Source organism: Notoacmeibacter marinus, from assembly GCF_002238045.1.
GTDB lineage: Bacteria > Pseudomonadota > Alphaproteobacteria > Rhizobiales > Rhizobiaceae > Notoacmeibacter > Notoacmeibacter marinus.
Genome location: NZ_NBYO01000003.1, coordinates 234,761 through 256,392 on the forward strand (window position 1 = coordinate 234,761; position 21,632 = coordinate 256,392).

General features: G+C 60.9%; 14 protein-coding genes. 9 read left to right on the forward strand and 5 right to left on the reverse strand.

Annotation, left to right across the window (positions count from 1 at the left end):
* Positions 1 to 5 precede the first annotated feature (5 nt).
* Positions 6 to 1,259: a tyrosine--tRNA ligase gene (tyrS, locus tag B7H23_RS13475; protein WP_094077980.1), complete on the forward strand. Its 1,254-nt coding sequence runs from the start codon at positions 6 to 8 to the stop codon at positions 1,257 to 1,259.
* Between the two features lie 7 nt (positions 1,260 to 1,266).
* On the opposite strand, the gene B7H23_RS13480 is transcribed toward tyrS, so the two are convergent.
* Entirely contained in the window at positions 1,267 to 4,518 is a 3,252-nt protein-coding gene (locus tag B7H23_RS13480) for a YhdP family protein (protein WP_094077981.1), read from the reverse strand.
* A 162-nt stretch (positions 4,519 to 4,680) separates the two neighbouring features.
* Between B7H23_RS13480 and B7H23_RS13485 the strand changes: the two genes are divergently transcribed.
* The 3 genes from B7H23_RS13485 (at position 4,681) to B7H23_RS13495 (ending at position 7,337) form a co-directional block, all read left to right on the forward strand.
* The gene (locus B7H23_RS13485) at positions 4,681 to 5,148 is read left to right on the forward strand and encodes a peroxiredoxin (RefSeq protein WP_094077982.1); all 468 of its coding nucleotides are present in this window, start codon (positions 4,681 to 4,683) and stop codon (positions 5,146 to 5,148) included.
* Between the two features lie 17 nt (positions 5,149 to 5,165).
* On the forward strand, positions 5,166 to 6,023 hold the full coding sequence (locus B7H23_RS13490) for a ferritin-like domain-containing protein (RefSeq protein ID WP_094077983.1): 858 nt from the start codon (positions 5,166 to 5,168) through the stop codon (positions 6,021 to 6,023).
* Positions 6,024 to 6,113: 90 nt separating this feature from the next.
* On the forward strand, positions 6,114 to 7,337 hold the full coding sequence (locus tag B7H23_RS13495) for a M23 family metallopeptidase (protein WP_094078388.1): 1,224 nt from the start codon (positions 6,114 to 6,116) through the stop codon (positions 7,335 to 7,337).
* A 23-nt stretch (positions 7,338 to 7,360) separates the two neighbouring features.
* On the opposite strand, the gene prfB is transcribed toward B7H23_RS13495, so the two are convergent.
* The 3 genes from prfB to B7H23_RS13510 all read right to left on the reverse strand — a co-directional run bounded on the left by prfB (position 7,361) and on the right by B7H23_RS13510 (position 12,565).
* Positions 7,361 to 8,477 (reverse strand): peptide chain release factor 2 gene (prfB, locus tag B7H23_RS13500; RefSeq protein WP_143534776.1). Its coding sequence is split into 2 segments (ribosomal slippage): positions 7,361 to 8,407 and positions 8,409 to 8,477, totalling 1,116 coding nucleotides; the frame shifts between segments, so codons are not numbered across the junction.
* Positions 8,478 to 8,614: 137 nt separating this feature from the next.
* Positions 8,615 to 11,065, reverse strand: coding sequence for a penicillin-binding protein 1A (locus tag B7H23_RS13505; protein ID WP_094077984.1), 2,451 nt, complete (start codon positions 11,063 to 11,065; stop codon positions 8,615 to 8,617).
* A gap of 198 nt (positions 11,066 to 11,263) precedes the next feature.
* Positions 11,264 to 12,565 carry an N-acetylmuramoyl-L-alanine amidase gene (locus B7H23_RS13510; protein ID WP_094077985.1) on the reverse strand — a complete coding sequence of 434 codons (1,302 nt, stop codon included), beginning with the start codon at positions 12,563 to 12,565 and terminating at the stop codon, positions 11,264 to 11,266.
* 521 nt (positions 12,566 to 13,086) lie between these two features.
* On the opposite strand from B7H23_RS13510, the gene B7H23_RS13515 reads away from it, so the two are divergent.
* Positions 13,087 to 16,092, forward strand: coding sequence for an Rne/Rng family ribonuclease (locus B7H23_RS13515; protein ID WP_094077986.1), 3,006 nt, complete (start codon positions 13,087 to 13,089; stop codon positions 16,090 to 16,092).
* A 36-nt stretch (positions 16,093 to 16,128) separates the two neighbouring features.
* Here B7H23_RS13515 and B7H23_RS13520 read toward each other — a convergent pair whose 3' ends face one another.
* A complete protein-coding gene (locus B7H23_RS13520; RefSeq protein WP_094077987.1) occupies positions 16,129 to 17,325 on the reverse strand; it encodes a pyridoxal phosphate-dependent aminotransferase in 1,197 nt (398 codons plus the stop codon).
* 156 nt (positions 17,326 to 17,481) lie between these two features.
* Between B7H23_RS13520 and B7H23_RS13525 the strand changes: the two genes are divergently transcribed.
* From B7H23_RS13525 to accC, 4 genes are all read left to right on the forward strand, one after another.
* Positions 17,482 to 18,882 (forward strand): M48 family metalloprotease, encoded by a 1,401-nt coding sequence (locus B7H23_RS13525; RefSeq protein WP_240535109.1) that lies wholly within the window; start codon positions 17,482 to 17,484, stop codon positions 18,880 to 18,882.
* A 26-nt stretch (positions 18,883 to 18,908) separates the two neighbouring features.
* Positions 18,909 to 19,628: a DsbA family protein gene (locus tag B7H23_RS13530; RefSeq protein ID WP_158215843.1), complete on the forward strand. Its 720-nt coding sequence runs from the start codon at positions 18,909 to 18,911 to the stop codon at positions 19,626 to 19,628.
* Positions 19,629 to 19,784: 156 nt separating this feature from the next.
* Positions 19,785 to 20,249, forward strand: a complete 465-nt coding sequence (gene accB / locus B7H23_RS13535; RefSeq protein ID WP_094077989.1) for an acetyl-CoA carboxylase biotin carboxyl carrier protein — start codon at positions 19,785 to 19,787, stop codon at positions 20,247 to 20,249.
* A gap of 21 nt (positions 20,250 to 20,270) precedes the next feature.
* Positions 20,271 to 21,611 carry an acetyl-CoA carboxylase biotin carboxylase subunit gene (gene accC / locus B7H23_RS13540; RefSeq protein WP_094077990.1) on the forward strand — a complete coding sequence of 447 codons (1,341 nt, stop codon included), beginning with the start codon at positions 20,271 to 20,273 and terminating at the stop codon, positions 21,609 to 21,611.
* Positions 21,612 to 21,632 lie beyond the last annotated feature (21 nt).

The window sequence follows — 21,632 nt, forward strand, 5'->3', positions numbered from 1 at the left end:
TACCCATCATGGCCTTCAAGTCCGATTTCCTGCGCATCATGTCCGAGCGCGGCTTCATCCATCAGATTTCCGACGAGACCGGGCTGGACGATCTTTTCGCGACCGAGACCGTGACGGCCTATATCGGCTTCGATCCGACGGCGAAGAGCCTTCATGTCGGCTCGCTTATGCAGATCATGATGCTGCGATGGATGCAGCAGACCGGTCACCGGCCCATAGCGCTGATGGGCGGCGGCACGGGTATGATCGGCGATCCATCCTTCAAGGACGAAGCCCGCAAGCTCCAAACGAACGAGACCATCGCGGAAAATCTCAGCGGCATTCGCCAGGCGTTCGAAAACTACCTGTCCTTCGGCGAGAGGCCGACCGATGCTCTCATGATCGACAATGCGGAATGGCTGATGGAGCTGCAATATGTGCCGTTCCTGCGCGATGTGGGACGGCATTTTTCGGTGAACCGGATGCTCTCCTTCGATTCCGTCAAGCTGCGGCTCGAGCGCGAACAGTCGCTGTCCTTCCTGGAATTCAACTACATGATCCTCCAGGCCTACGATTTCGTGGAACTGAACCGCCGCCATGGCTGCCGGCTGCAGCTCGGCGGCTCCGATCAGTGGGGCAACATCATCAACGGGATTGATCTGGGCCACCGGATGGGCACGCCGCAGCTCTACGCGCTGACCTCGCCACTACTGACGACGTCTTCCGGCGCGAAAATGGGCAAGACCGCCGACGGCGCCGTCTGGCTGAATGCGGACATGCTCTCGCCCTACGATTTCTGGCAGTTCTGGCGAAACACCGAAGACGCCGATGTCGAACGGTTCATGAAGCTCTACACCACGCTGCCGATGGACGAGATCGCGCGACTGGCCGCGCTGAAAGACGCCGAGATCAACGAAGCTAAGAAGGTGCTGGCCAATGAGGTGACGGCCCTGCTTCACGGCCGTGCGGTCGCGGAGGAAGCAGCGGAAACCGCCCGAAAGACGTTCGAAGAGGGCCAGAGCGGCTCGGCGCTGCCGCGTATCGCCATCCCACATGGCGAACTGGAGAAGGGCGTCGGCATTCTTTCGCTCTTCGTCCAGGCCGGCCTTGCCGCCTCGAACGGTGAAGCGCGCCGGCAGGTGAAGGGCGGCGGCCTCAAACTCAACGACCGGCCGGTTACCGACGAACGCGCCACGGTCACGGCGGACGATCTGGGCACCGAAGGTCACATCAAGCTGTCGGTCGGCAAGAAGCGACACGCGCTGGTCGTCCCCGAATAGGCGAACCTCAACGGAAGGCGAAGATCGACCGGAAAATTCCCGGCGCGACCACCGATAGCGGATTGATGGTCAGCTCCGGGTTTTTCGCCCTGCCCGACAGCCTATAGGTCACGCCGATCAACCCCTTATCGCGGCCATTTCCAAGCACCATGCCCAGGATCGGGATCTCGCCGAAGATGCGGTTGAGACCGTAGGCCGGCATGAAGGTGCCGGTCATGTTCATCTGTCCCTGTGAATCGTAGACGGTGCCTTCGAACATCATACCGATCTGCGGGCCGCGCACCACGCCATTGGCCACGTCGAGACGGTTTTTCGACTTCACAAGGCTGACGCTGCCGCTGTCGAAAGCAACATATTTGGTATCGAGCTTTCCGTTGACCGCCTGGTTCAGACTCTGACCGCCGGTTGGCCGAGAGGCTAGCGATTCCAGCCGCGGTTCGTTGACGATCATGAAGTTTTTCAGATCGACCGTACCCGTCATGGGCTGGGTCTCACCGCCGGTCAGCAGCGCCTCGATCCTTCCGCCGGAAACCTTGTCGTAGAGATCGGCAAAGCGCAGAAGCGCACCGGCATCGCCACTTGTCACCTGCAACTTGCGATTGGCCTGCCGCTCATAGGTGAAGGCCACGCGTCTGCCGGTTCGAAAAACGGCGCTGAGAACGGCGTGGTCGGGTTCGTCCGACGTTCCGCTGAAGGTGACCTTGGCGTTGCGAAGCGCTTCGCCACCGAAGCCGCCAAGTGTTCCGATCGACGCATCGAGTTCGATACGTTCCGCCAGTTTGGGTCCGCCTTCCGCAACCGTCAGCGCCTTTTGCGAAGCCGGGGCCGTAAGTGTGCGTATGATCGGTCGGCCATCCAGTTGCGATCCGCGTATCGTGATGCGCATGGTCTGGTCTTGCCGCTTAATGGACAGGCGCGCATCATCACCTTCATTCAGAGCCAGAAGCGGAAAGTCTGCGCTCTCCAGAATGCCGCCACGAAGAACCGCAGCGCCCGTCAGGCGCGTTTCGCCGGTGACGAAATCCAGATCCGATATGCGAGTCGTTCCGCCTGTTTCCTGAAGTTCTAGACTGGCTTTGCCAGGCACGCCCAGACCTTTGGACCAGCCGACCGGCGCAAACGAGATGGCGGCGTTTGTAAGGTCCAGTGTAACATGCTGCCGCCCATCGGGGTCCAGCTTCATACGAGCGTCGACCGTGCCGGTCACGTAATCGGCCATAGCTGGCGCGACACGCCTCAACCCCTTCTCGTCCAGCCGAGCGCGAACCGCCACGTCCATCCTTTTGTCGCCGACGCTCTTCAAATCGAGGCTGGCGTCGAGCTCGTCGATTTTCCCATCCAGGTTGAGGGTAAAGCCGTCCGGATCGACGAACAGCGTTCCATCGGCATTCGTGACCGTGTGGCCGTCGAACCCGCCCTTCAAACCGGCATCCTGAAATTGAGCACTGACCGCGAAGGCGCTGACCGGCTTCTGGCCGAGCGTCGGCCCCAAAATCAGATCGGCCTCGATATTGGCGGTTGCCTGACCGAGGAGCCTACCAGCCTCGATGGGCAGCTCGGCATTGATGGGCTCCGACTGTGCAATGTCAGCCAAGGCCGCCCCCTTGCCACTTACCGAGACTGACAGCTGGCCTCGTAACGGCTTGGCCTTGGTATCGGTTATCTTCAGGCGTGTCGGGCCAAGAGCGAGAGGCTGTCCGTCCCGTTCGCCGGAGCCGCGATCGATCAGAATTTCAGCATCTATTCCTTCAAGCGCTATAGTCCCGGATGCATTCTCGATTGCCGGTAGGTCTTGCGGCAGCTCTATGGTCACGCCTTCCATGCGAAGGCCAAGTTTCAACTCGTCCCTGTCGTGGCGCGATTCGGGGTTCAGCAGTTGCGGCAAGGGAGCCGCCACATCGAGCCGAACATCCCTGCCCGCGCCTTTTTTCAGATTCTGCAGAACGAAGGCCCGGCTTTTCGGTGCGACGGTGTAGGGCCACAAACGCTTCAGATCGTCGGCTGCCAGGTAGTCCAATTCCAGTGCCATGCCGAGATATGGCGTGTCGGCGATAGCCAGCGCGATCCAGCCTTCGGCCCTGCCGCCCGGCCAGTTGATCGCCATGCGGCTACCCGAAGCAATGTTCAAAAGAGGATCGTACTGGCCCCGCAGCAGCAGATTGCCCTCAAGCACCGGCAGGTCGGTATCCAGCGCATCGATGGATGCGCCGTTGGAGATCAGTTCGAACCGATAAAGCGGTGTGCCCTCTTCGCTGCGCAGGGGACTTGGGCCGATTGCGCCATCGATCGGCAATTGCGTTTGCCCGATCCGGACGAACCCGTCATCGAACTCCGCTTTGCCACTGCCCTCGCCCATACGCACCGTGAGCGAAAACGCGCCGTCGACCGGCTCATGCGGTTTGGGCGTCAGCTCGAACCGGTCGGTTGCAAGCGTAGCGGTGAGACGGCCGGGCGCCCGCACACCGACTTCGGTCGCCTCCAGTTCCAGACCAACCCGGTTCATGACCAATCGGCTGCGCGGCGAGGGCTGCAGGTCGACATCGGGAAGATCGAGGTGCGCCTTCAGGAGTTTTACGCGACGATCCACGGCGAAGACCGCCTCGGCATCCAGCGCGACCTTATGGTGCAGCGCCTCGGTCACACTGAACAGTTCGGTCTCTGTGCTCAGCGTCAATTTGCCCTCGCGACCGCGCTTTCTGCGAATACGGGCTTCCCCGACCCGCACCTCCAGCAGGCCATGGGCGATCGTCACATTCTCCAGGTCGACCCGCCGGAGGCCAAGATTTTCCGTGCGCCAGTCCAGAAACCGGGTTGCGGACATGACGAGCCCCGTCACCAATTCGGGATCGATCTGTCCGATCTGATTGCGAATGGGTGCGAGTGGATCTATCGAATCGCTTTGCATCAGAAGACCGGCTTCGATCCGTCCGTCTTCCAGCGCCAGGCTGGTCAGCGATATCTTGCCTTGCAAAAGTGCTGTCGGCGAAAGAATCAGATCGATTGTCTGCAGTGAAGCGAGTGGAACGGGGCTGTCGGGGGCTAGCAGGGCAACGTCTCGAAGATGAACCGCAAGACGCCAACCATCACGCAGACCGATATCGATTTCACCGATCCGCGATGCCACGGGCTGCGCCACCGCCTGTCGCAAGAAGCGATTGGCCTCTTCCGTGATGCGCTGGCGGCCATATTCGCTTTCCGCCACGAACCAAAGTCCGTAGAAGATGGCGGAAAGCAATACCAGAAGCGCAAGCAGAAACATTCCCGCGGCCCGACCGAAACGGACGAATAGCGATCTACCCCCAGGATTGTCTCCGGCGGCCTCGTTCTCCCCAAGCGCTGCGTTCAAATCTGCCCCGTGGACCTTGCCCGTCCGCTCCTGTATCGGACCAGAAACGAGCTATGTCAAAAGAGAGGCGAAGCTATGACACTTCCGCAGAAGGGCGACGCAGCGCCTGACTTCACACTGCCAACCGACGGCGAGCGCGATTTCTCACTCTCAGCGCAGCGCGGCAAGAAAGTCGTGCTGTTCTTCTACCCCAAGGACGACACGTCGGGCTGTACGGCCGAAGCGCTCGCCTTCACCGCGCTCAAAGACAAATTCGACGAGCATGGCGCGGTGATCGTCGGCATTTCGCCCGACAGTGTGAAAAAGCACGCCAAGTTCCGCGACAAGCACGAACTCGATGTCATCCTGGCGTCGGACGAAGAGAAGACGGTTCTGGAAACCTACGGCGTCTGGGTCGAGAAAAGTATGTATGGCCGCAAATATATGGGCGTGCAGCGCAGCACCGTCCTCGTCGGCGAAGACGGCACGGTGCTGGAAAGCTGGTGGAAGGTTAAGGTGCCCGGCCATGCCGAGGCCGTGCTGGCAGCCGTCGAATCGGCCTGACGCATCCGGGCCAGGCCGTGCCGGACACCCTTGCAGACGATGCCAGCCCGTTCCGCTCACTTCGCGACGGCGCCGCCCGCGCCGTCGCCGCAGCCGATCTGGATTGCAAGGTCGCGCTTACCCGGCGCCTCCATTCGGCATGGATGGGCCGGCATCTCTCGCTGCGCGACCCGCTCGACCGGCCTCTGGCCGACCGGCCGGGGCGACCGGACGAGCCGCAACTGGTGCCGCCGCGGCAGCTGAAGCGCCGTTCCCTGAACACGCTGCGCGGGCGGATCGCGCTTCTGCACGCCATTGCGCATATCGAACTTAACGCCATCGATCTGGCGCTCGACATCGTGGCCCGCTTCGCAACCGAGCCGATGCCACGCAGCTTCTTCGACGGATGGATGCTGGTGGCTTTCGAGGAAGCCAAGCATTTCACGCTGATCCGGGAGAGGCTGGCCGATCTCGGCGCCGCCTATGGCGATCTCCCCGCCCATGACGGGCTGTGGCAGGCGGCGCAGGATACGCGGCACCACCTGTTTGCGCGGCTGGCGATCGTTCCACTGGTTCTGGAAGCGCGAGGGCTCGACGTGACCCCTTCCATGATCGACCAATTGCTTGCCATTGGCGACAAGGACAGCGCGGCGGTGCTCCGTGTCATCTACGAGGACGAGAAAGGCCATGTCGCGACCGGGGCCAAATGGTTCCGCTTCTGTTGCGCGCGGCAGGGTATTGCCCCTGCCCCGGCTTTCCAGCGGCTGGTGCGTCAGCACTTTCACGGCCAGGTAAAACCGCCCTTCAACGATCTGGCGCGTGCTGCTGCCGGTCTGACGCCGACTTTCTGGCGCGGCCTCGCGTCGATTTCCAACAGCGATCACCGAGCCGACTGATCCCGCTACAACAACGCCGAAATACGTTGGAAAACACGGTTTCTTAACCCTAACGAACTGTAATGCCTCCACGCTACGATGGAGACGAAAATGCGTCCGGCCCACCTCAACCCCAGCAGTCCGTTCGGTCGCCGCGAACCGCATACGATCACTATCGCCCGTGGCGACAATATCCGCCAATTCCAGCTTCGCCCATGGAGCAAAGCCAGCCTTCTGGCGCTTGGTTCGGCGCTCCTCTTCGGCTATGTCGCATCGACGGGCTATCTTGTTCTGCGCGACGATCTGCTGGCCGCCAAGATGGCGCGGCAGGCGCGTATCGAACATGCCTATGAGGATCGGATTTCATCGCTTCGTCGGCAGGTTGACCGCATCACCAGCCGGCAGATGCTCGACCAAAATCTGGTTGAGACGCAAATGGCCGAACTGATGAGACGGCAGGATATTCTGGCAACCCGTTCAGAACAGATCACGCCATTGCTGCGTGAATTCGGTGTGACAACCGGCGCGGTGCCTCTGCCGCAGGCTCGTCCCGACCGCAAAGCAAGTGGCCCATCGCCGGTCCACTCTCTGCTGGCCGCGACCGAACGCGAGGCGCCGCTCTCTCTAGCCGATCGAGCCGACATCGCCTTCGTGGCGCTGCAGCACTCGCTGGAGGACATGGAGATTCGTCAGCTTCAAGAGATCGGCGAGGTTGTCGAGAAGACCGAGAATGCCACAGCCATGCTGAAAACCGCGCTTGACGAGATCGGCCTTTCACACGCCGGTCGCAAGGCCACCACCGGCATGGGTGGACCGTTCGAACCGGCCGGGGATGAACCGACCGACGCATTCGGCGTGGTCATCGAACGCCTCGATTCCGCACTGGCGCACTACAGCGACGCACGACGGGCGGCCGTCTCGGTGCCGCTTGCCAACCCTCTACCGGGCCGGGCCATCTCATCCAATTTCGGCGTGCGAAAGGATCCCCTCGTCGGGCGCCGGGCCATGCATTCGGGCCTGGATTTCAGCGCGCCGCGCGGCGCACCTATTCTGGCGGCGGCGGATGGCTTGGTCGTCAAGGCCGGCAGGCACGGCGGCTACGGCAAGATGGTTGAGATCCGCCACGCCGACGGGTTCGTTACACGCTATGCGCATATGAACCGGATCAATGTGACGAAGGGTCAAAGCGTCGAACGCGGCGCGATCGTCGGCAAGGTCGGATCGACCGGCCGCTCCACCGGACCGCATTTGCATTACGAGGTGCGGCGGCAAGGCGATGCGCTCAATCCCATGCGTTTTCTGAAGGCGGGCGAAACCGTCAAAAACCTTCTGTAACCGGAACGGTCCGAAAACGGCGCCTATTCGACGTCCTCGACCTGGCCGACCACCTTGCCGGCCAGCGCCGCCTCCATGAAAGGATCGAGCGAGCCGTCCAGCACTTCCGACGGGTTGGTGCTCTCCACACCAGTCCGCAGATCCTTGACCAGCTGGTAGGGCTGCAGAACGTAGGACCGGATCTGGTGACCCCAGCCGATATCCGTCTTGGAATCGTGCTCTGCCATCGCAGCGTCTTCGCGCTTCTTCATTTCCAGATCGTAGAGACGCGCGCGCAGCGCCTTCATGGCGTTGGCCCGGTTCTGGTGCTGGCTCTTCTCCGACGACGTCACCACGATACCGGTGGGCGCGTGGGTGATCCGCACCGCCGAATCGGTGGTGTTCACGTGCTGACCGCCCGCGCCGGACGAACGGAACGTATCGATCCGGATGTCCTTGTCCTGAATTTCGATCTCGATATTGTCGTCGATGACCGGATAGACGCCGACCGACGAAAAGGATGTGTGCCGGCGGGCGTTCGAATCGTAGGGCGAAATGCGCACCAGGCGATGCACGCCGCTTTCGGTCTTGAGCCAGCCATTAGCCTTCTCGCCCTTGATCAGAAGCGTGGCGCCCTTGATGCCGGCTTCATCGCCGTAGGAGATGTCCTGCACCTCGACCTTGTAGCCGCGCTTCTCGGCCCAGCGCGTATACATGCGCAGCAGCATGTTGGCCCAGTCCTGGCTTTCCGTTCCGCCGGCGCCGGCATGAATTTCCAGAAAGGCGTCGGACTGGTCCGTCTCGGCCGACAGGAGCGTTTCGATGCGCCGCTTGTCGATCTCGCCCTGAAGGTCGGCAATGGCCTTTTCGGCCTCGCGGACGATATCGCCGTCGCCCTCCATCTCGCCCATTTCGATCAACTCGATACTGTCGTCGAGCGTCTGCTGGATACGGTTGATGGAAGCGATATTGTCGTCGAGGGTCTGCCGCTCGCGCATCATTTTCTGCGCTTCGGCCGGATCATCCCACAATGAAGGGTCTTCGGCGCGGCTGTTCAGATAGCCCAGGCGTTTTTGTGCAGCATCCCAGTCAAAGATGCCTCCTCAGCAGGCTGAGTGCCTGCCTGATCTCGTCAACGAGAGTCTCGGTCTCTGCGCGCATGGCGTGAGCGTCCCTTCCCGATCAATGGTTCGTGTAAGAAGGCCGCCTGAAAGGGCGGCCTCGCTGCTGCCGCGCAACATAATCAGCCATGGCGGACTGTAAAGTAGCAACCGGCTCTTAAATCCGCCGGCCGGCGCTCAGTAGAGGCCGCCGCCCGCCGATTGAATGATCTGCCGCGATTCGCGCGAGACCGCGCGCGGCGTATCCATCCGCGTGGCCGTCTCCATGCCGATGACGCTATAGACATCGGCCGGGCCGGTCCCCGGCTTGAACGCCTCGATAATGACATTGCCGCCCCCATTGCTTGCGACCCGCATGCCGGACCGCCGGTCGATGGGGATCAGCAGCATGCCTTCCGGCACCTTGAAATCGACATTCGGCTTGCCCTCATGCGCCTTGCTCATGAAATCCTTGAAGATCGGCACGGCAAGCCCTCCGCCGGTCGAGCCTTTGCCCATCGGACGCGGCTTGTCGTATCCGAGATAGAGCGCCACAACGAGATCCGGCGTGAAACCGACGAACCACGCATCCTTCTCGTCATTGGTCGTGCCGGTTTTTCCCGCCACGGTGAAGCCGATGTCGGCCAGTTTGGCTGCAGTGCCGCGTTTTGCGACTCCTTCCATCATCGAGGTGATCTGATAAGCGGTCATCGGATCGAGCACCTGGTCGCGATTGTCGATCAGTTCCGGCTCGGGCTGACCGCTCCACTGCTCCGCCGCGCACCCCTCGCAACCGCGCTGGTCGTGCTTGAAGACAGTCTTGCCGTACCGGTCCTGAATACGGTCGATCAGGGAGGGCCGAACCTGCTTGCCGCCATTGGCCATGATCGAATAGGCGGTCGCCATGCGCATGACGGTGGTTTCGGAGGAGCCTAGCGAATTGGGCAGGTAAAGGCCCATCTTGTCGTAGACGCCGAACCGCTCGGCATATTCGCCAACCAGATCGATCCCCATATCCTTGGCCAACCGCACCGTCATCAGGTTACGGCTGCGCTCGATGCCAAGCCGGAGCGTCGAGGGGCCAGCCGACTTGCCATCATAGTTTTTCGGCTGCCAGAGCGTGTTGCCGCTCTGGATCGAAATGGGCGCATCCATGACAACGGACGCAGGCGTATAACCATTGTCCAGCGCAGCGGCGTACACGATCGGCTTGAAGGAGGAACCCGGCTGGCGCATGGCCTGGGTCGCGCGGTTGAACTCGCTATCGGCAAAAGAGAAGCCACCCACCATGGCCATCACACGACCGGTATGCGGGTCCATCGCCACCATAGCGCCCTCGATTTCGGGCGGCTGGCGAAGACGATAGGCGTTTTCGCCATCGTCCTTCTTTTCCACGAACACAACATCGCCGCGCTTCAGGACCCCGGCGGGCGAACTGGCGTTCTGCATCTTGCCGTCGACCTGGTGGCGAAGCGCCCAATTCATATCGTCCTTGGCAATGCTGCCCGTCGTCCGTGCCTCGACGATAGAACCGCCATCCTTGCGGGCTGGATCCAAGCCAATCTCGACGGATTGATCGCCGGCTTCCAGAACAACGGCCAGCTTCCATTCCGGCACATCGTAAAGTCCCTTGACCTTGGAAAGCGGGACGCCCCAATCGCCATCGATCTCAATGGCCGTAAGCGGCCCGCGATAGCCGCGCTTGATATCGAATTCGATCAACCCCTTCTGCATCGATGTGCGGGCCAAGCGCTGAAGCTCCGGATCGATCGTCGTGCGGACAGACAGTCCGCCTTCGTAAAGTTCGTCGACGCCGTAGCGATCGATGATCTCGCGGCGCACTTCCTCTGTGAAATATTCGCCGGCAAACAGATAGGTGTAGCGCGAGGGACGCCCGCGTGCGCCAAGCTCGGATGCCCGCGCCTCGTTCGCCTCGCGTTGCGTGATGTAACCATTGGCCAGCATCTGGCTGATGACCCAGTTGCGCCGATCGATGGCTCGTTCACGGTGGCGGAAGGGATGGTAATTGTTCGGCGCCTTGGGCAGCGCGGCAAGGTAGGCCGCTTCGGCGACAGTCAGTTCGTTGACGCTCTTGTCGAAATAGGCGAGCGCGGCGCCGGCGATGCCATAGGAGCCGAAGCCCAGGAAAATCTCATTCAGATAAAGTTCGAGAATCCGGTCTTTCGAATAGGCCTGCTCGATCCGGAAGGCGAGGATCGCCTCCTTTACCTTGCGCTCATAGGTCTGCTCGGTCGTCAGCAGGAAGTTCTTGGCGACCTGCTGGGTGATGGTCGACGCGCCCTGGCGGGTGCCGTTGCGCAGATTGTTGACGATCGCGCGCACCAAGCCCTGAACGTCCAGACCGGGATGGGTGTAGAAGTTCTTGTCTTCAGCGGAAAGGAACGCCGCCTTCACACGGTCCGGCACCGCCGCAATCGGCAAAAAGAGGCGTCTTTCACGGGCATATTCGGCCATGAGCTCGCCATTGGCCGCGTGAACCCGGGTGGTGACCGGCGGCTGATAATTGGCCAGAACCTCATAGTCGGGCAGATCGGAACTGACATGGGTAATGAAGATCGCCACCGCTCCGGCCATGGCAAGCGCCAGCACGATGCCAATGCCGAAAAAATAACCGATGATTCGAATCATTCCTGTCTGCCCCTGAAAGGTTCCGACGTCCACAAGCCACTATAGTAACAGCTTTGGACACTTCTTTGCACAATCGCCCGGCCAATACGCCCCGCCAGACCTGCCGTCCCCACCTATTCGACGCCGGTGATGGCCGACATTCTTGGACAAATTGCGGCAAATATGCCCGTGAGGACTGCATGCTCGGAGCCTGGCGCCCTAGCGAAAGGCCGCCATACGCACGTTCGCATATTTCTTCACCGCCGCCGCGATGGCCGCAGCCGCCTTGCGCCGCCAATCCTCGTCCTGCAGCAGCTTCTCGTCATTCTTGTTCGAAAGATAGCCCAGCTCTATCAGAATGGACGGCACGTCTGGCGCGGTCAGGACCCGAAATCCCGCATGGCGATGCGGCCGCTTGATCATGACCAGCACCTCTTCCATGGAGTCCACCACCTTGCGTGCGAAGCGCAGCGAGAATCCCTTGGTTTCGCGGCGGGTGAGATCGAGGAGGATATCGGTCACCTCTTCGTCCTCTTCCGGCAGATCGAGCCCGGCGACCGCATCGGCTGCATTTTCGGAATCGGCCAGTTCGGCGGCCATAGCGTCGGAGGCCTTTTTCGAGATCGTATAGACGGTCGCGCCCCGAACATAGGCCTGCCTGACAGAATCGGCGTGAACGGAAACGAAAAGATCGGCGCCCGCCTGACGGCCGATCCGAACGCGCTGGCTCAACGAAACGAAGCTGTCATCGTCGCGTGTCAGTATGACGCGTACTCCATCGATCTTCTCGATCTGTTTTTTAAGCTGACGGGCGAAGGCCAGCGTAATGTCCTTTTCCTTGGCGCCGTTCCGTCCACGGGCTCCAATGTCGATGCCGCCGTGCCCGGCATCGACAACCACGGTAAATGGCTTGTCCTGGGCGGTATTTCCGTCCAACCGGCCATTCTTCTGCGTCGATACGGCGATAGCGTCCGCCGGAGCGGCCCTGTCGCGAAGCATGGCCTCGAATGCGTTTCGCGAGGCCGTGTCCAGCTGAAGCGTCAACTGATGATGGCCGTTCTCATCCGTGGTTCTGACGGGCCCTTCCAAAGTAAAGGGACCGCCCAGACCGATGACGATCCGGGATCTCTCGCTATCCATTGCGCCATAGCGGATCGACTGGATCAGGCCTTTCGGGACGACTTCCTCGCTTGGCATTTCGAAAGCAGTCGCCGGCAGGTCCAGAATGAGTCGTTCCGGACCGCGCAGCATTTTGAGTACCAGCTCGGGCTCCCGGTCGAATTGCAGCATGACCGTCGTGGATTGGTCGTCGCCCGTCAGATCGATCGAAAACAGGCGATGGGGAAGTGGATCGCCAGCCCTGGCTCCAGAGGGTGCGGCGAGGAAAAAAACCAGAGCGAGAAGCGCTGCGAGGCCCCTCAACCCGCCGGCCATCCGGGCGTTGCGAAATTTAAAGGCCACGACGTCGTCTCCGAAATCTTCGATGTTGGCCAGCTCCTTCATGGCAAGGAAGAATCGCATGGGGCTGTTAAGCTTTCATTTACCGCGTCGGGCGGCCCGCCAACTTTTTGGCCGGCTTGCAAGACCGACGTCAAAGACATACAAGACCCTTGGATCAAACCATCCTTTCGATGGCCCGACCGCCATCAATCGACCGCTCCAGAAAAGCGCGTTCAGCGGCGGCACGGCATCGCGAAGTGAAGGTCCACACTGAATTCTCTCGGCAATCTGTTCCAATGATTCGCCGGTCCAGAGGAAAGCGGACGGGCCGGCTCATCCCGTGCCGCAACATACAGAGCTAAAGTCCGGAACCCAGCCATTTACGGCGGTTCCTTGTTGCAACGGTCAATTCGGCGAAACCATGGCATTGTCAGCGCGAAACGACAGATATCTCGCCAGGCGCAATTTCTGCGCGGCGAGCGGTCTGTCGAAGGCGCCGCCCGGCTTCGTTCAAGACCCCCTTTTTACCGGACAGACATCTTATTCCGAGCCGCCAAGACGGCCGGATGACGGAACCGGTCTGACCGCGGAGTTCATTCCCTATGTCCAACAACAAAATGCTGATCGACGCCTCCCACCCGGAAGAAACGCGCGTGGTGGTGTGTCGCGGCAATCGCATCGAAGAATTCGACTTCGAATCCCAGCATAAGAAGCAGCTCAAGGGCAATATCTATCTGGCGCGCGTAACGCGTGTCGAACCCTCATTGCAGGCCGCTTTCGTCGAATATGGCGGCAATCGCCACGGCTTCCTCGCCTTCTCCGAAATCCACCCGGATTACTACCAGATTCCGCTTGCCGACCGGCAGGCGCTCGCCGCCGCGGAAGCCGAAGAGGCCCTGCGCGAAAGCCAGGAAGAAGACGAAGAGCAGGAAGAAAACAGCCGCTCCCGCCGACGTCGGCGTTCCAGTCGGAGCCGCAAGAAAAATGATGATGCCAAGGGCGCGTCGAAGGCTGAAAAGAACCAGACCGACACAGAAGGCGATGGCGCTTCGGCACAATCCGGCGAAGACGGTGCCTCGACCGCAACCTCCGATGAAACCGCAGGTGGTGCAGACCATCTTCCGGCATCTGAAGAGATCGTTGCGTCGAATGACGGCCCGGCCGAACAGTCTTCAGCCGAAACCGCCGACCGGTCCGAGGAAGCGGTTGCTTCCGGTAGCGACGATCAGACCGGCAGCGGCGATCAAGCCACTGAAAGCGATGCGCAGGACGAAGATGACAACCCTTCGTCTATCGCCATGGCCGTCGACAGCGATGTCGTGTCCGAGAAGGTCGAAGAAGCCGCCGACGAGGACGATTCCGATTCGGATGATGACGACGACAGTGACGATGATGACAGCGATGACGACGAGGACGATGAAGAGGTCGAAAATCTCGGCTCCGACGATCCCGTCGAGGAAACCCGCCGCAAGCGCACCCCTCGGAAGAACTACAAGATTCAGGAGGTCATCAAGCGCCGCCAGATTCTGCTGGTTCAGGTCGTCAAGGAAGAGCGTGGCAATAAGGGCGCTGCTCTGACGACTTATCTGTCGCTCGCCGGACGCTACTCGGTTCTCATGCCGAACACGGCGCGTGGCGGCGGTATCTCGCGCAAGATCACCCAGGCGTCGGATCGCAAGCGCCTGAAGGACATCGTGAAGGATCTGGACGTTCCGCAGGGCATGGGCGTGATTTTACGCACGGCGGGCGCCAATCGTTCGAAGCCGGAGATCAAGCGCGACTACGAATATCTGATGCGGTTATGGGACAATGTCCGCTCACTGACCTTGGAATCCACCGCTCCGGCGTTGGTCTATGAAGAAGGCAGCCTCATCAAGCGCAGCGTCCGCGACCTCTACAACAAGGACATCAGCGAAATTCTGGTGTCCGGCGAAGAGGGCTATCGCGAGGCCAAGGACTTCATGCGGATGCTCACGCCGAGTCATGCCAAGGCCGTCCAGCCATATCGCGATCCGCAGCCTCTCTTCGCGCGCCACGGCGTGGAGTCGCAGCTCGACAGGATGCTGCAGCCACAAGTCACGCTCAAGAGCGGTGGCTACCTCATCATCAACCAGACCGAAGCGCTCGTAGCGATCGACGTCAATTCGGGACGCTCCACACGGGAGCACTCGATCGAGGACACCGCGCTCGCCACAAATCTCGAGGCGGCTGAAGAAGTGGCGCGGCAATTACGCCTGCGCGATCTGGCTGGTCTGATCGTCATCGATTTCATCGATATGGACGAGAAGCGTAACAACCGGTCCGTCGAGAAGCGGCTGAAGGACTGCCTGAAGGACGATCGCGCCCGTATTCAAGTCGGCCGCATCTCACCGTTCGGCCTTCTGGAAATGAGCCGTCAGCGCATCCGGTCTTCCGTTCTGGAAAGCACGATGAATCCGTGCGACCATTGCCATGGCACGGGCTACATCCGCTCGGATTCCTCGACAGCGCTTCACGTCATCCGTTCGATCGAGGATCATCTGACGCGCGACAGTCGTTTCAACATCACGGTGCGCACGGCTTCGCATATCGCGCTTTATGTACTGAACAACAAGCGCGCAATGCTGATCGAACTGGAACAGCGTTTCGGCGTCGCGATCCTGGTGGAAGCCGACGAAACGCTCGGCGCCAAGATCCTCGACATTCAGCGTGGCGAAGCCGCTGTCGCTGACGAGAATGCCGAGCGCCTTCCGCCCTCGACCGGACGGACCACGCTCGTCGAAGACGATCCAGCCGAAGACGAACAGGATGCTACAGCCGCTGCCGAAGAAGATCGCGCAGACGACGAGACCGAATCCGACGATGACAGTTCCGGCAATGGCCGTCGCAAGCGCCGTCGTCGCCGTCGTCGCGGAGGCGGAAAGGACGATGATGCCAGCCGCGAAGAAACACGGTCCAGCGAGTTGGAAACTGACAGCGACGGCGATAACGAAAGCGAAAACGACGATACGTCCAGCGACGACGATAACGATGGTGACGATCAGAAAGGTTCCGGCCGCCGCCGTCGCCGCGGTCGCCGGGGCGGTCGCCGCAATCGCGATCGGGCGAAATCCGCAGACGGCGAGAATGGTAACGATGCGCCATCGAGCGACGATAACGATCAGAATGCGGACGGCTCGAAGGACGATGAGGATCGTACCGGCACTGCCGATTCCGATAGCGTGCCGGACGCTGTAGCTGAGCAGGCCGATGACCAGGCTGAAGAGGCTGCTGTCAGCGAAACTGTAGCCGAGGCGGTTTCTGAAACTGCGCCTTCGACCGCGGAAGCCCAGCCGACGACAGAGGATAACGCGCCCGTGCCGAGTGTGAACGAGGTGTCGGAGGAAAAGGATCGTCCGGCGACTGTGGCCGGCGAACAGAAAGCCGCTAATGGCGAAAACGCCGATGCTGCGACTGCCGTGGAGGCCGCAAAGCCGAGGTCGCGCACACGCCGTGCAAAAACCGCGAGCAATGACGATGCTCCGGCCGAAGTGAAGGTGACGACTGTTGCGGCGGACAGCGACGAGCCAGCCGAGCCGCAGAAAAAGCCGCGCCGTTCCGGCTGGTGGAACCGCGGCGGTTTCTTCTGAGATTGTGAAGGAAGCGGGCTTCGGCCCGCTTCTTTTTTATCCCGCGTTCAACCAGTCTTTCAGGCGCTCCATCGCTTCGGCCACCCGTTCGGGCTTCTCGCAATAGGAAAAGCGCAGCGATTTGTGCCCTTCAATTGGATCGAAATCGATGCCGGTGGATGCAGCGACGCCCGTCTCATCCAGCATGGTTCTGGCGAACGCCTGGCTGTCTTCTGAATAGGCGCTGATGTCGCAATAGGCGTAGAACGCACCGTCCATCGGCGCCAGGAGCGGCAGGCCGAGCCGGGGCAGCGCGTCCATCATCAGTTCGCGGCTCTGCTGGTAACGAAGGCGTATGACATCGAGCTCTTCGCTGCAGTGAAACGCCTGAGCGGCTGCGATCTGGGAAATTTCCGACGCGCTGATATAAAGGCTCTGGGCGAGCCGCTCGACCGGCCGCACCAACCGTTCCGGCAAGATCATCCAGCCAATCCGCCACCCGGTCATGCAGTAATATTTGCTGAAGGAGTTGATGATCACGACGTCATCGGAGAAGGCGGCGGCTGTCACGTCCGGCCGCGAATAATTCAACCGGTGATAGATTTCGTCGGAGATGAGCGCGATGCCAAGCTCGGCGGCCACTTCGACGATCTCCTGCAACGCATCGTCCGGCATCGAAGCGCCCGTCGGATTAGCGGGGCTGGCAAAGAGCAACCCTTTCAATGGTTTGCGAGCATGAGCCTCACGTAGAGAATCCGCTGTCAGGTAACCCGTTTCCGCCGTCGAAATTTCCTCGACCTCAAGACCGAGCACGGCCAGGATGTTGCGGTAGGCCGGATAGCCGGGCCGCGTGATCGCGACGCGGTCGCCATGATCGAAAAGTGCGAGAAACGCCAGGTTGAAGCCGGCGGACGATCCGCTCGTCACCGCGACGCGACTCGCCGGAATCGTCACGCCATAAAAGTCCCGGTAATGATCGGCGATCGCCTGACGCAACATGTCGAGACCGAGCGCGTTGGTGTAACTGACACGTCCCTCCGCCGCCTTGGCCATGGCCGCTTCACGAACGGCGGTCGGCGCTGGATCGGCAGGCTGGCCGACGGCGAGCGAAATGACGTCCACGCCGGCTTGGCGTGCGCGACCGGCGGCCGCGAAGACATCCATCGCATGGAACGGCTCTACGAGACTGGCGCGCTGCGAAAGCCGCAGCGGGTCGGTCGGCGATTGCGGTGGGCGCGCGGACGATATGCTCATCGAGGTTCCGATCCAGTCTGAAACAAGACCGCAGAAATGCCCGATTGCCTGTCTAGCGACAAGTATGCGCCTGTCTCCGTCACAAAGCGGCCGTGCGCGTCACTGCTATACCGGGGCATACTATCCTCAACAGCGGCGAGCGACTACATATCGACCATGATGTCTTCGTTTATCTCCTCCCGCCTCCCCCGACGGCTGACCACCCTGGCAGCCGGTCTCGCCATTTTGACCGCCAGCCTTCCCACGCCGCTCGTCGCCGCCGGTTCGGGCCGCAATCTCAACGTGGTTAGGGATGCGGAGATCGAGAGCCTTATCGCGGCCTATAGCCGTCCGATCTTCAAGGTCGCCGGGATCGATCCACGGCGGGTTCGCATTGTCCTGGTCAACAATCCGAGCCTCAACGCCTTTGTGGATGGCAAGCGTCTGTTCATGAACACCGGCACAATCATGCAGGCCGCCACCCCCAATGAGGTGATCGGTGTAATCGCCCATGAGGCGGCGCATCTTGCAGGCGGTCATCTGCATCGATTGCGGGATCAGGCGCGCGGCGCGCAGACCATGGCCGTGATCGCGTCCATTCTCGGGGCAGGCGCAGCAGCGGCTGGCGCCCTGTCGGGCACAGGTGGACTGGCGGGCGTTGGCGCCGGACTGGGCGCTGGTGGCGTGGAAGCCTCCCGCCGTACGCTCCTTTCCTATCAGCGATCCGAAGAATTGACGGCCGATCGCGCCGCTCTGGATTATCTGCGCAAGACGGGTCAGTCGCCACGCGGCATGCTGACCACCTTCGAGCGCATGTCGCGCGGCATGGGCCTTGCCGGCATCCGCTCCGCCGATCCCTATCAGATGAGCCATCCCCTACCCCAGGATCGCTTGCAGGCCTTGCGGACATTGGCCTCCCAAAGCCCGCATTTCACCAAGACCGATACGCCGGATCTTATGGAACGACATGAACTGGCGCGTGCCAAGATCGCCGCCTATACCAGCCGTTCGGCCGGGCGCGTGGCTTCGCGGTTGAAAAGCCCGTTGGCCCGCGACTATGCCAGCGCCATGACCGAGCTTCTTCACGGCAACCCGCGCCGTGCCCTGCAAAAGGCTGACGCCTTGGTAAAAAAGCGGCCTCGCTATGCCTATTTCCACGAGGTTCGCGGGGACGCGCTCATGCGGCTTAATCGCGCTGCGGATGCCGCCGCCGCCTACGGCAAGGCGCGCAAGATGGACGGATCGAACTCTTCTGTTCTCGCCAGTCTGCAAGGCCAAGCGCTGATCGCAAGCGGACAGAGAGACGCCGCGCGACAGGCGATCACGATCCTCGAGGCGGCGCTTCGCAATGATCCGGAAACGCCGATCGGCTGGCGCTTTCTCGCACAGGCTTATGGTATTGGGGGCGACATCGCCGCTGCGGAACTGGCCAGCGCTAACGAACTCTTCTATTCCGGGCAGATCAGGCAGGCCAAGATCTTCGCCGCCCGGGCGCAGACAAAAACCCCGCGTGGCAGCCCGATTTGGCTCAAGGCGCAGGATATCGTTCAATACAAACCCATCGTGAAGGAACGCTGATGCCGTTTCGCCGGGAAAGGACCTCCATGCTTCATATCAGAAACCAGTTTCTGCCCGCCGCTCTGGCCGCCTTCGTTCTGACTGCCCTGCCCGGCGCGGCTCACGCGCAGGAGGCGGCCGAGCCGATGACCCGCACGGAAGTCGAAACCATCGTTCGGGACTATTTGCTGAACAATCCCGATATTCTGGTCGAGATGTCGCGGGCTTTATCGGAAAAGCAGCGCGCCCAGGCCCAAACCGACCTCTTCGGCAATCCGAACGATCCGTTTCTCGGCAACCCCGAAGGCACAATGGTCGTGGCCGAGTTCTTCGATTACAATTGCGGTTACTGCCGCAAGGCCTTCAGCGAGGCGCAGAAAGCCATCGACAGCAATCCCGATCTCAAGATCGTGCTGAAGGAATATCCCATCCTCGGGCCGGATTCGCTGGCGGCACACATTGTCGCCGTTGCGCTCAATCGGATCGCGCCGGAAAAATACAGCGAATTCCACAGCAAAATGTTCTCGACCGAGGGCCGCGCCACGGAAGACAAGGCGGTGGAAATGGCGGTCGAAGTCGGGGTCGACGAGGCAGCGCTCCGGGCCGCCATGGCTGAGGATGAAACCAGAGAACAGCTGGAAGATACGGAAAAGCTTGGACTTGGCCTTCAGGTGAACGGCACGCCGACCTATTTTGACGAGAACGGTCCCTTCGGTTTCGATCAACTCGTCAGTCGGACTTTGCCGAAGGACGCCTCGGACGGCTGACAAAAATCGAACGTCCCAGCCGGTTGCATCGAATCGGAAGCGCCGTAAAGGGCTTTCCGCCACCCGAAAGGCAGATTATAGCTGACCGCTCATCCGATGTCGCATTGGTCGAGCTGCGCCGGTCGGGTGCAAGAATTTTCAAGAAAGAGGTTTCCCATGTCGTCGGAGCATACGGTCGATCAAGCGCTCATCCGCAATCTGGCGGATATTCTCAACGAGACCAATCTCTCCGAAATCGAGGTGGAACAGGGCAAGCTGCGCATTCGCGTGTCGCGCCAGGCGCAAATGGCGCCCGCCGTAGCGGCCCCCGTTCCAGCTTCCGCTCCTTCGGCTCCCGCCGTGCAGGCCACCCCTTCGGGCACGAGCTCCGAAAGCGATGTCGATCTTTCCAATGCCATTCCGTCGCCCATGGTCGGCACGGTCTACATGTCGCCTGAGCCGGGTGCCCTTCCCTTCATCGAGGTCGGCACGAAGGTAGCGGCTGGCCAGACGCTTCTGATCATCGAAGCGATGAAGACGATGAACCAGATTCCTGCCCCCAAGGCGGGTACCGTCAAGCGAATCCTGATCACCGACGCCCAGCCCGTCGAGTACGGCGAGCCTCTCGTCATCATCGAATAAACCGAACCCGGGGCGTTAGCGATGTTCAACAAGATACTGATCGCCAATCGCGGCGAGATCGCGCTTCGTGTTTTGCGGGCATGCCGTGAGCTAGGCATTCAGACAGTGGCCGTGCATTCGACGGCCGATTCGGAAGCAATGCACGTCAAGCTTGCCGACGAAAGCGTCTGCATTGGACCGCCGGCCAGCCGGGAATCCTATCTGAACATTCACCAGATCGTCGCCGCATGCGAGATTACCGGCGCGGACGCCATTCATCCGGGTTACGGCTTTCTGTCGGAAAACGCCAAATTCGCCGAAATTCTGGAAGCGCACAATATCGCGTTTATCGGTCCCAGGGCCGAACACATCCGGATCATGGGCGACAAGATCGAGGCCAAACGCACGGCGCTGCGGCTTGGCATTCCGGTCGTGCCGGGCTCCGAGGGCGGCGTCACCGATCCGGATGAAGCGAAAAAGATCGCCGCGGATATCGGCTATCCCGTCATTATCAAGGCCGCTGCCGGCGGCGGTGGACGCGGCATGAAGGTCGCGAAGAGCGAAAGCGAACTCAAAACCGCCTTCCAGACCGCCCGGTCAGAAGCCGGTGCGGCCTTTGGCGACGATGCTGTCTATATCGAAAAATACCTGGCCAAGCCGCGCCATATCGAAGTGCAGGTGGTCGGTGATGGGCAGGGCAACGCCATTCATCTCGGCGAGCGCGACTGCTCCCTACAAAGACGGCACCAGAAGGTCTGGGAAGAAGCCAATTCGCCCGCGCTGAACAGCGATGCGCGTGAGAAGATCGGTGCGATCTGTTCCAACGCCGTTTCGGAGATGGGCTATGGTGGCGCCGGTACGGTCGAGTTTCTCTATGAGAACGGCGAATTCTACTTCATCGAAATGAACACGCGGCTACAGGTGGAGCATCCTGTCACCGAAGCGATCACCGGTATCGATCTGGTTCACGAGCAGATCAGAGTGGCTTCCGGCGGCGGTTTGTCGGTCAAACAGAGCGAGATCGAATTTCAGGGCCATGCGATCGAATGCCGGATCAATGCAGAGAATGCGCGCACCTTCGTGCCTTCACCCGGCACCATCACCCATTTTCATACGCCAGGCGGCCTGGGCGTGCGTGTCGATTCGGGCGTCTATAGCGGCTATCGGATTCCGCCCTATTATGACAGTCTCATCGGCAAGCTGATCGTTCATGGACGCAACCGCGTGGAGTGCCTGATGCGGCTACGCCGTGCGCTCGATGAATTCGTCGTTGACGGGATCGACACGACGCTGCCCCTTTTTCGCGATCTTGTCAGTGACAAGGACATTGCCGACGGCAAATACGATATTCATTGGCTGGAAAACTATCTGGCAGACGACTAGGCGGTTCAAGGGCCGCAAACC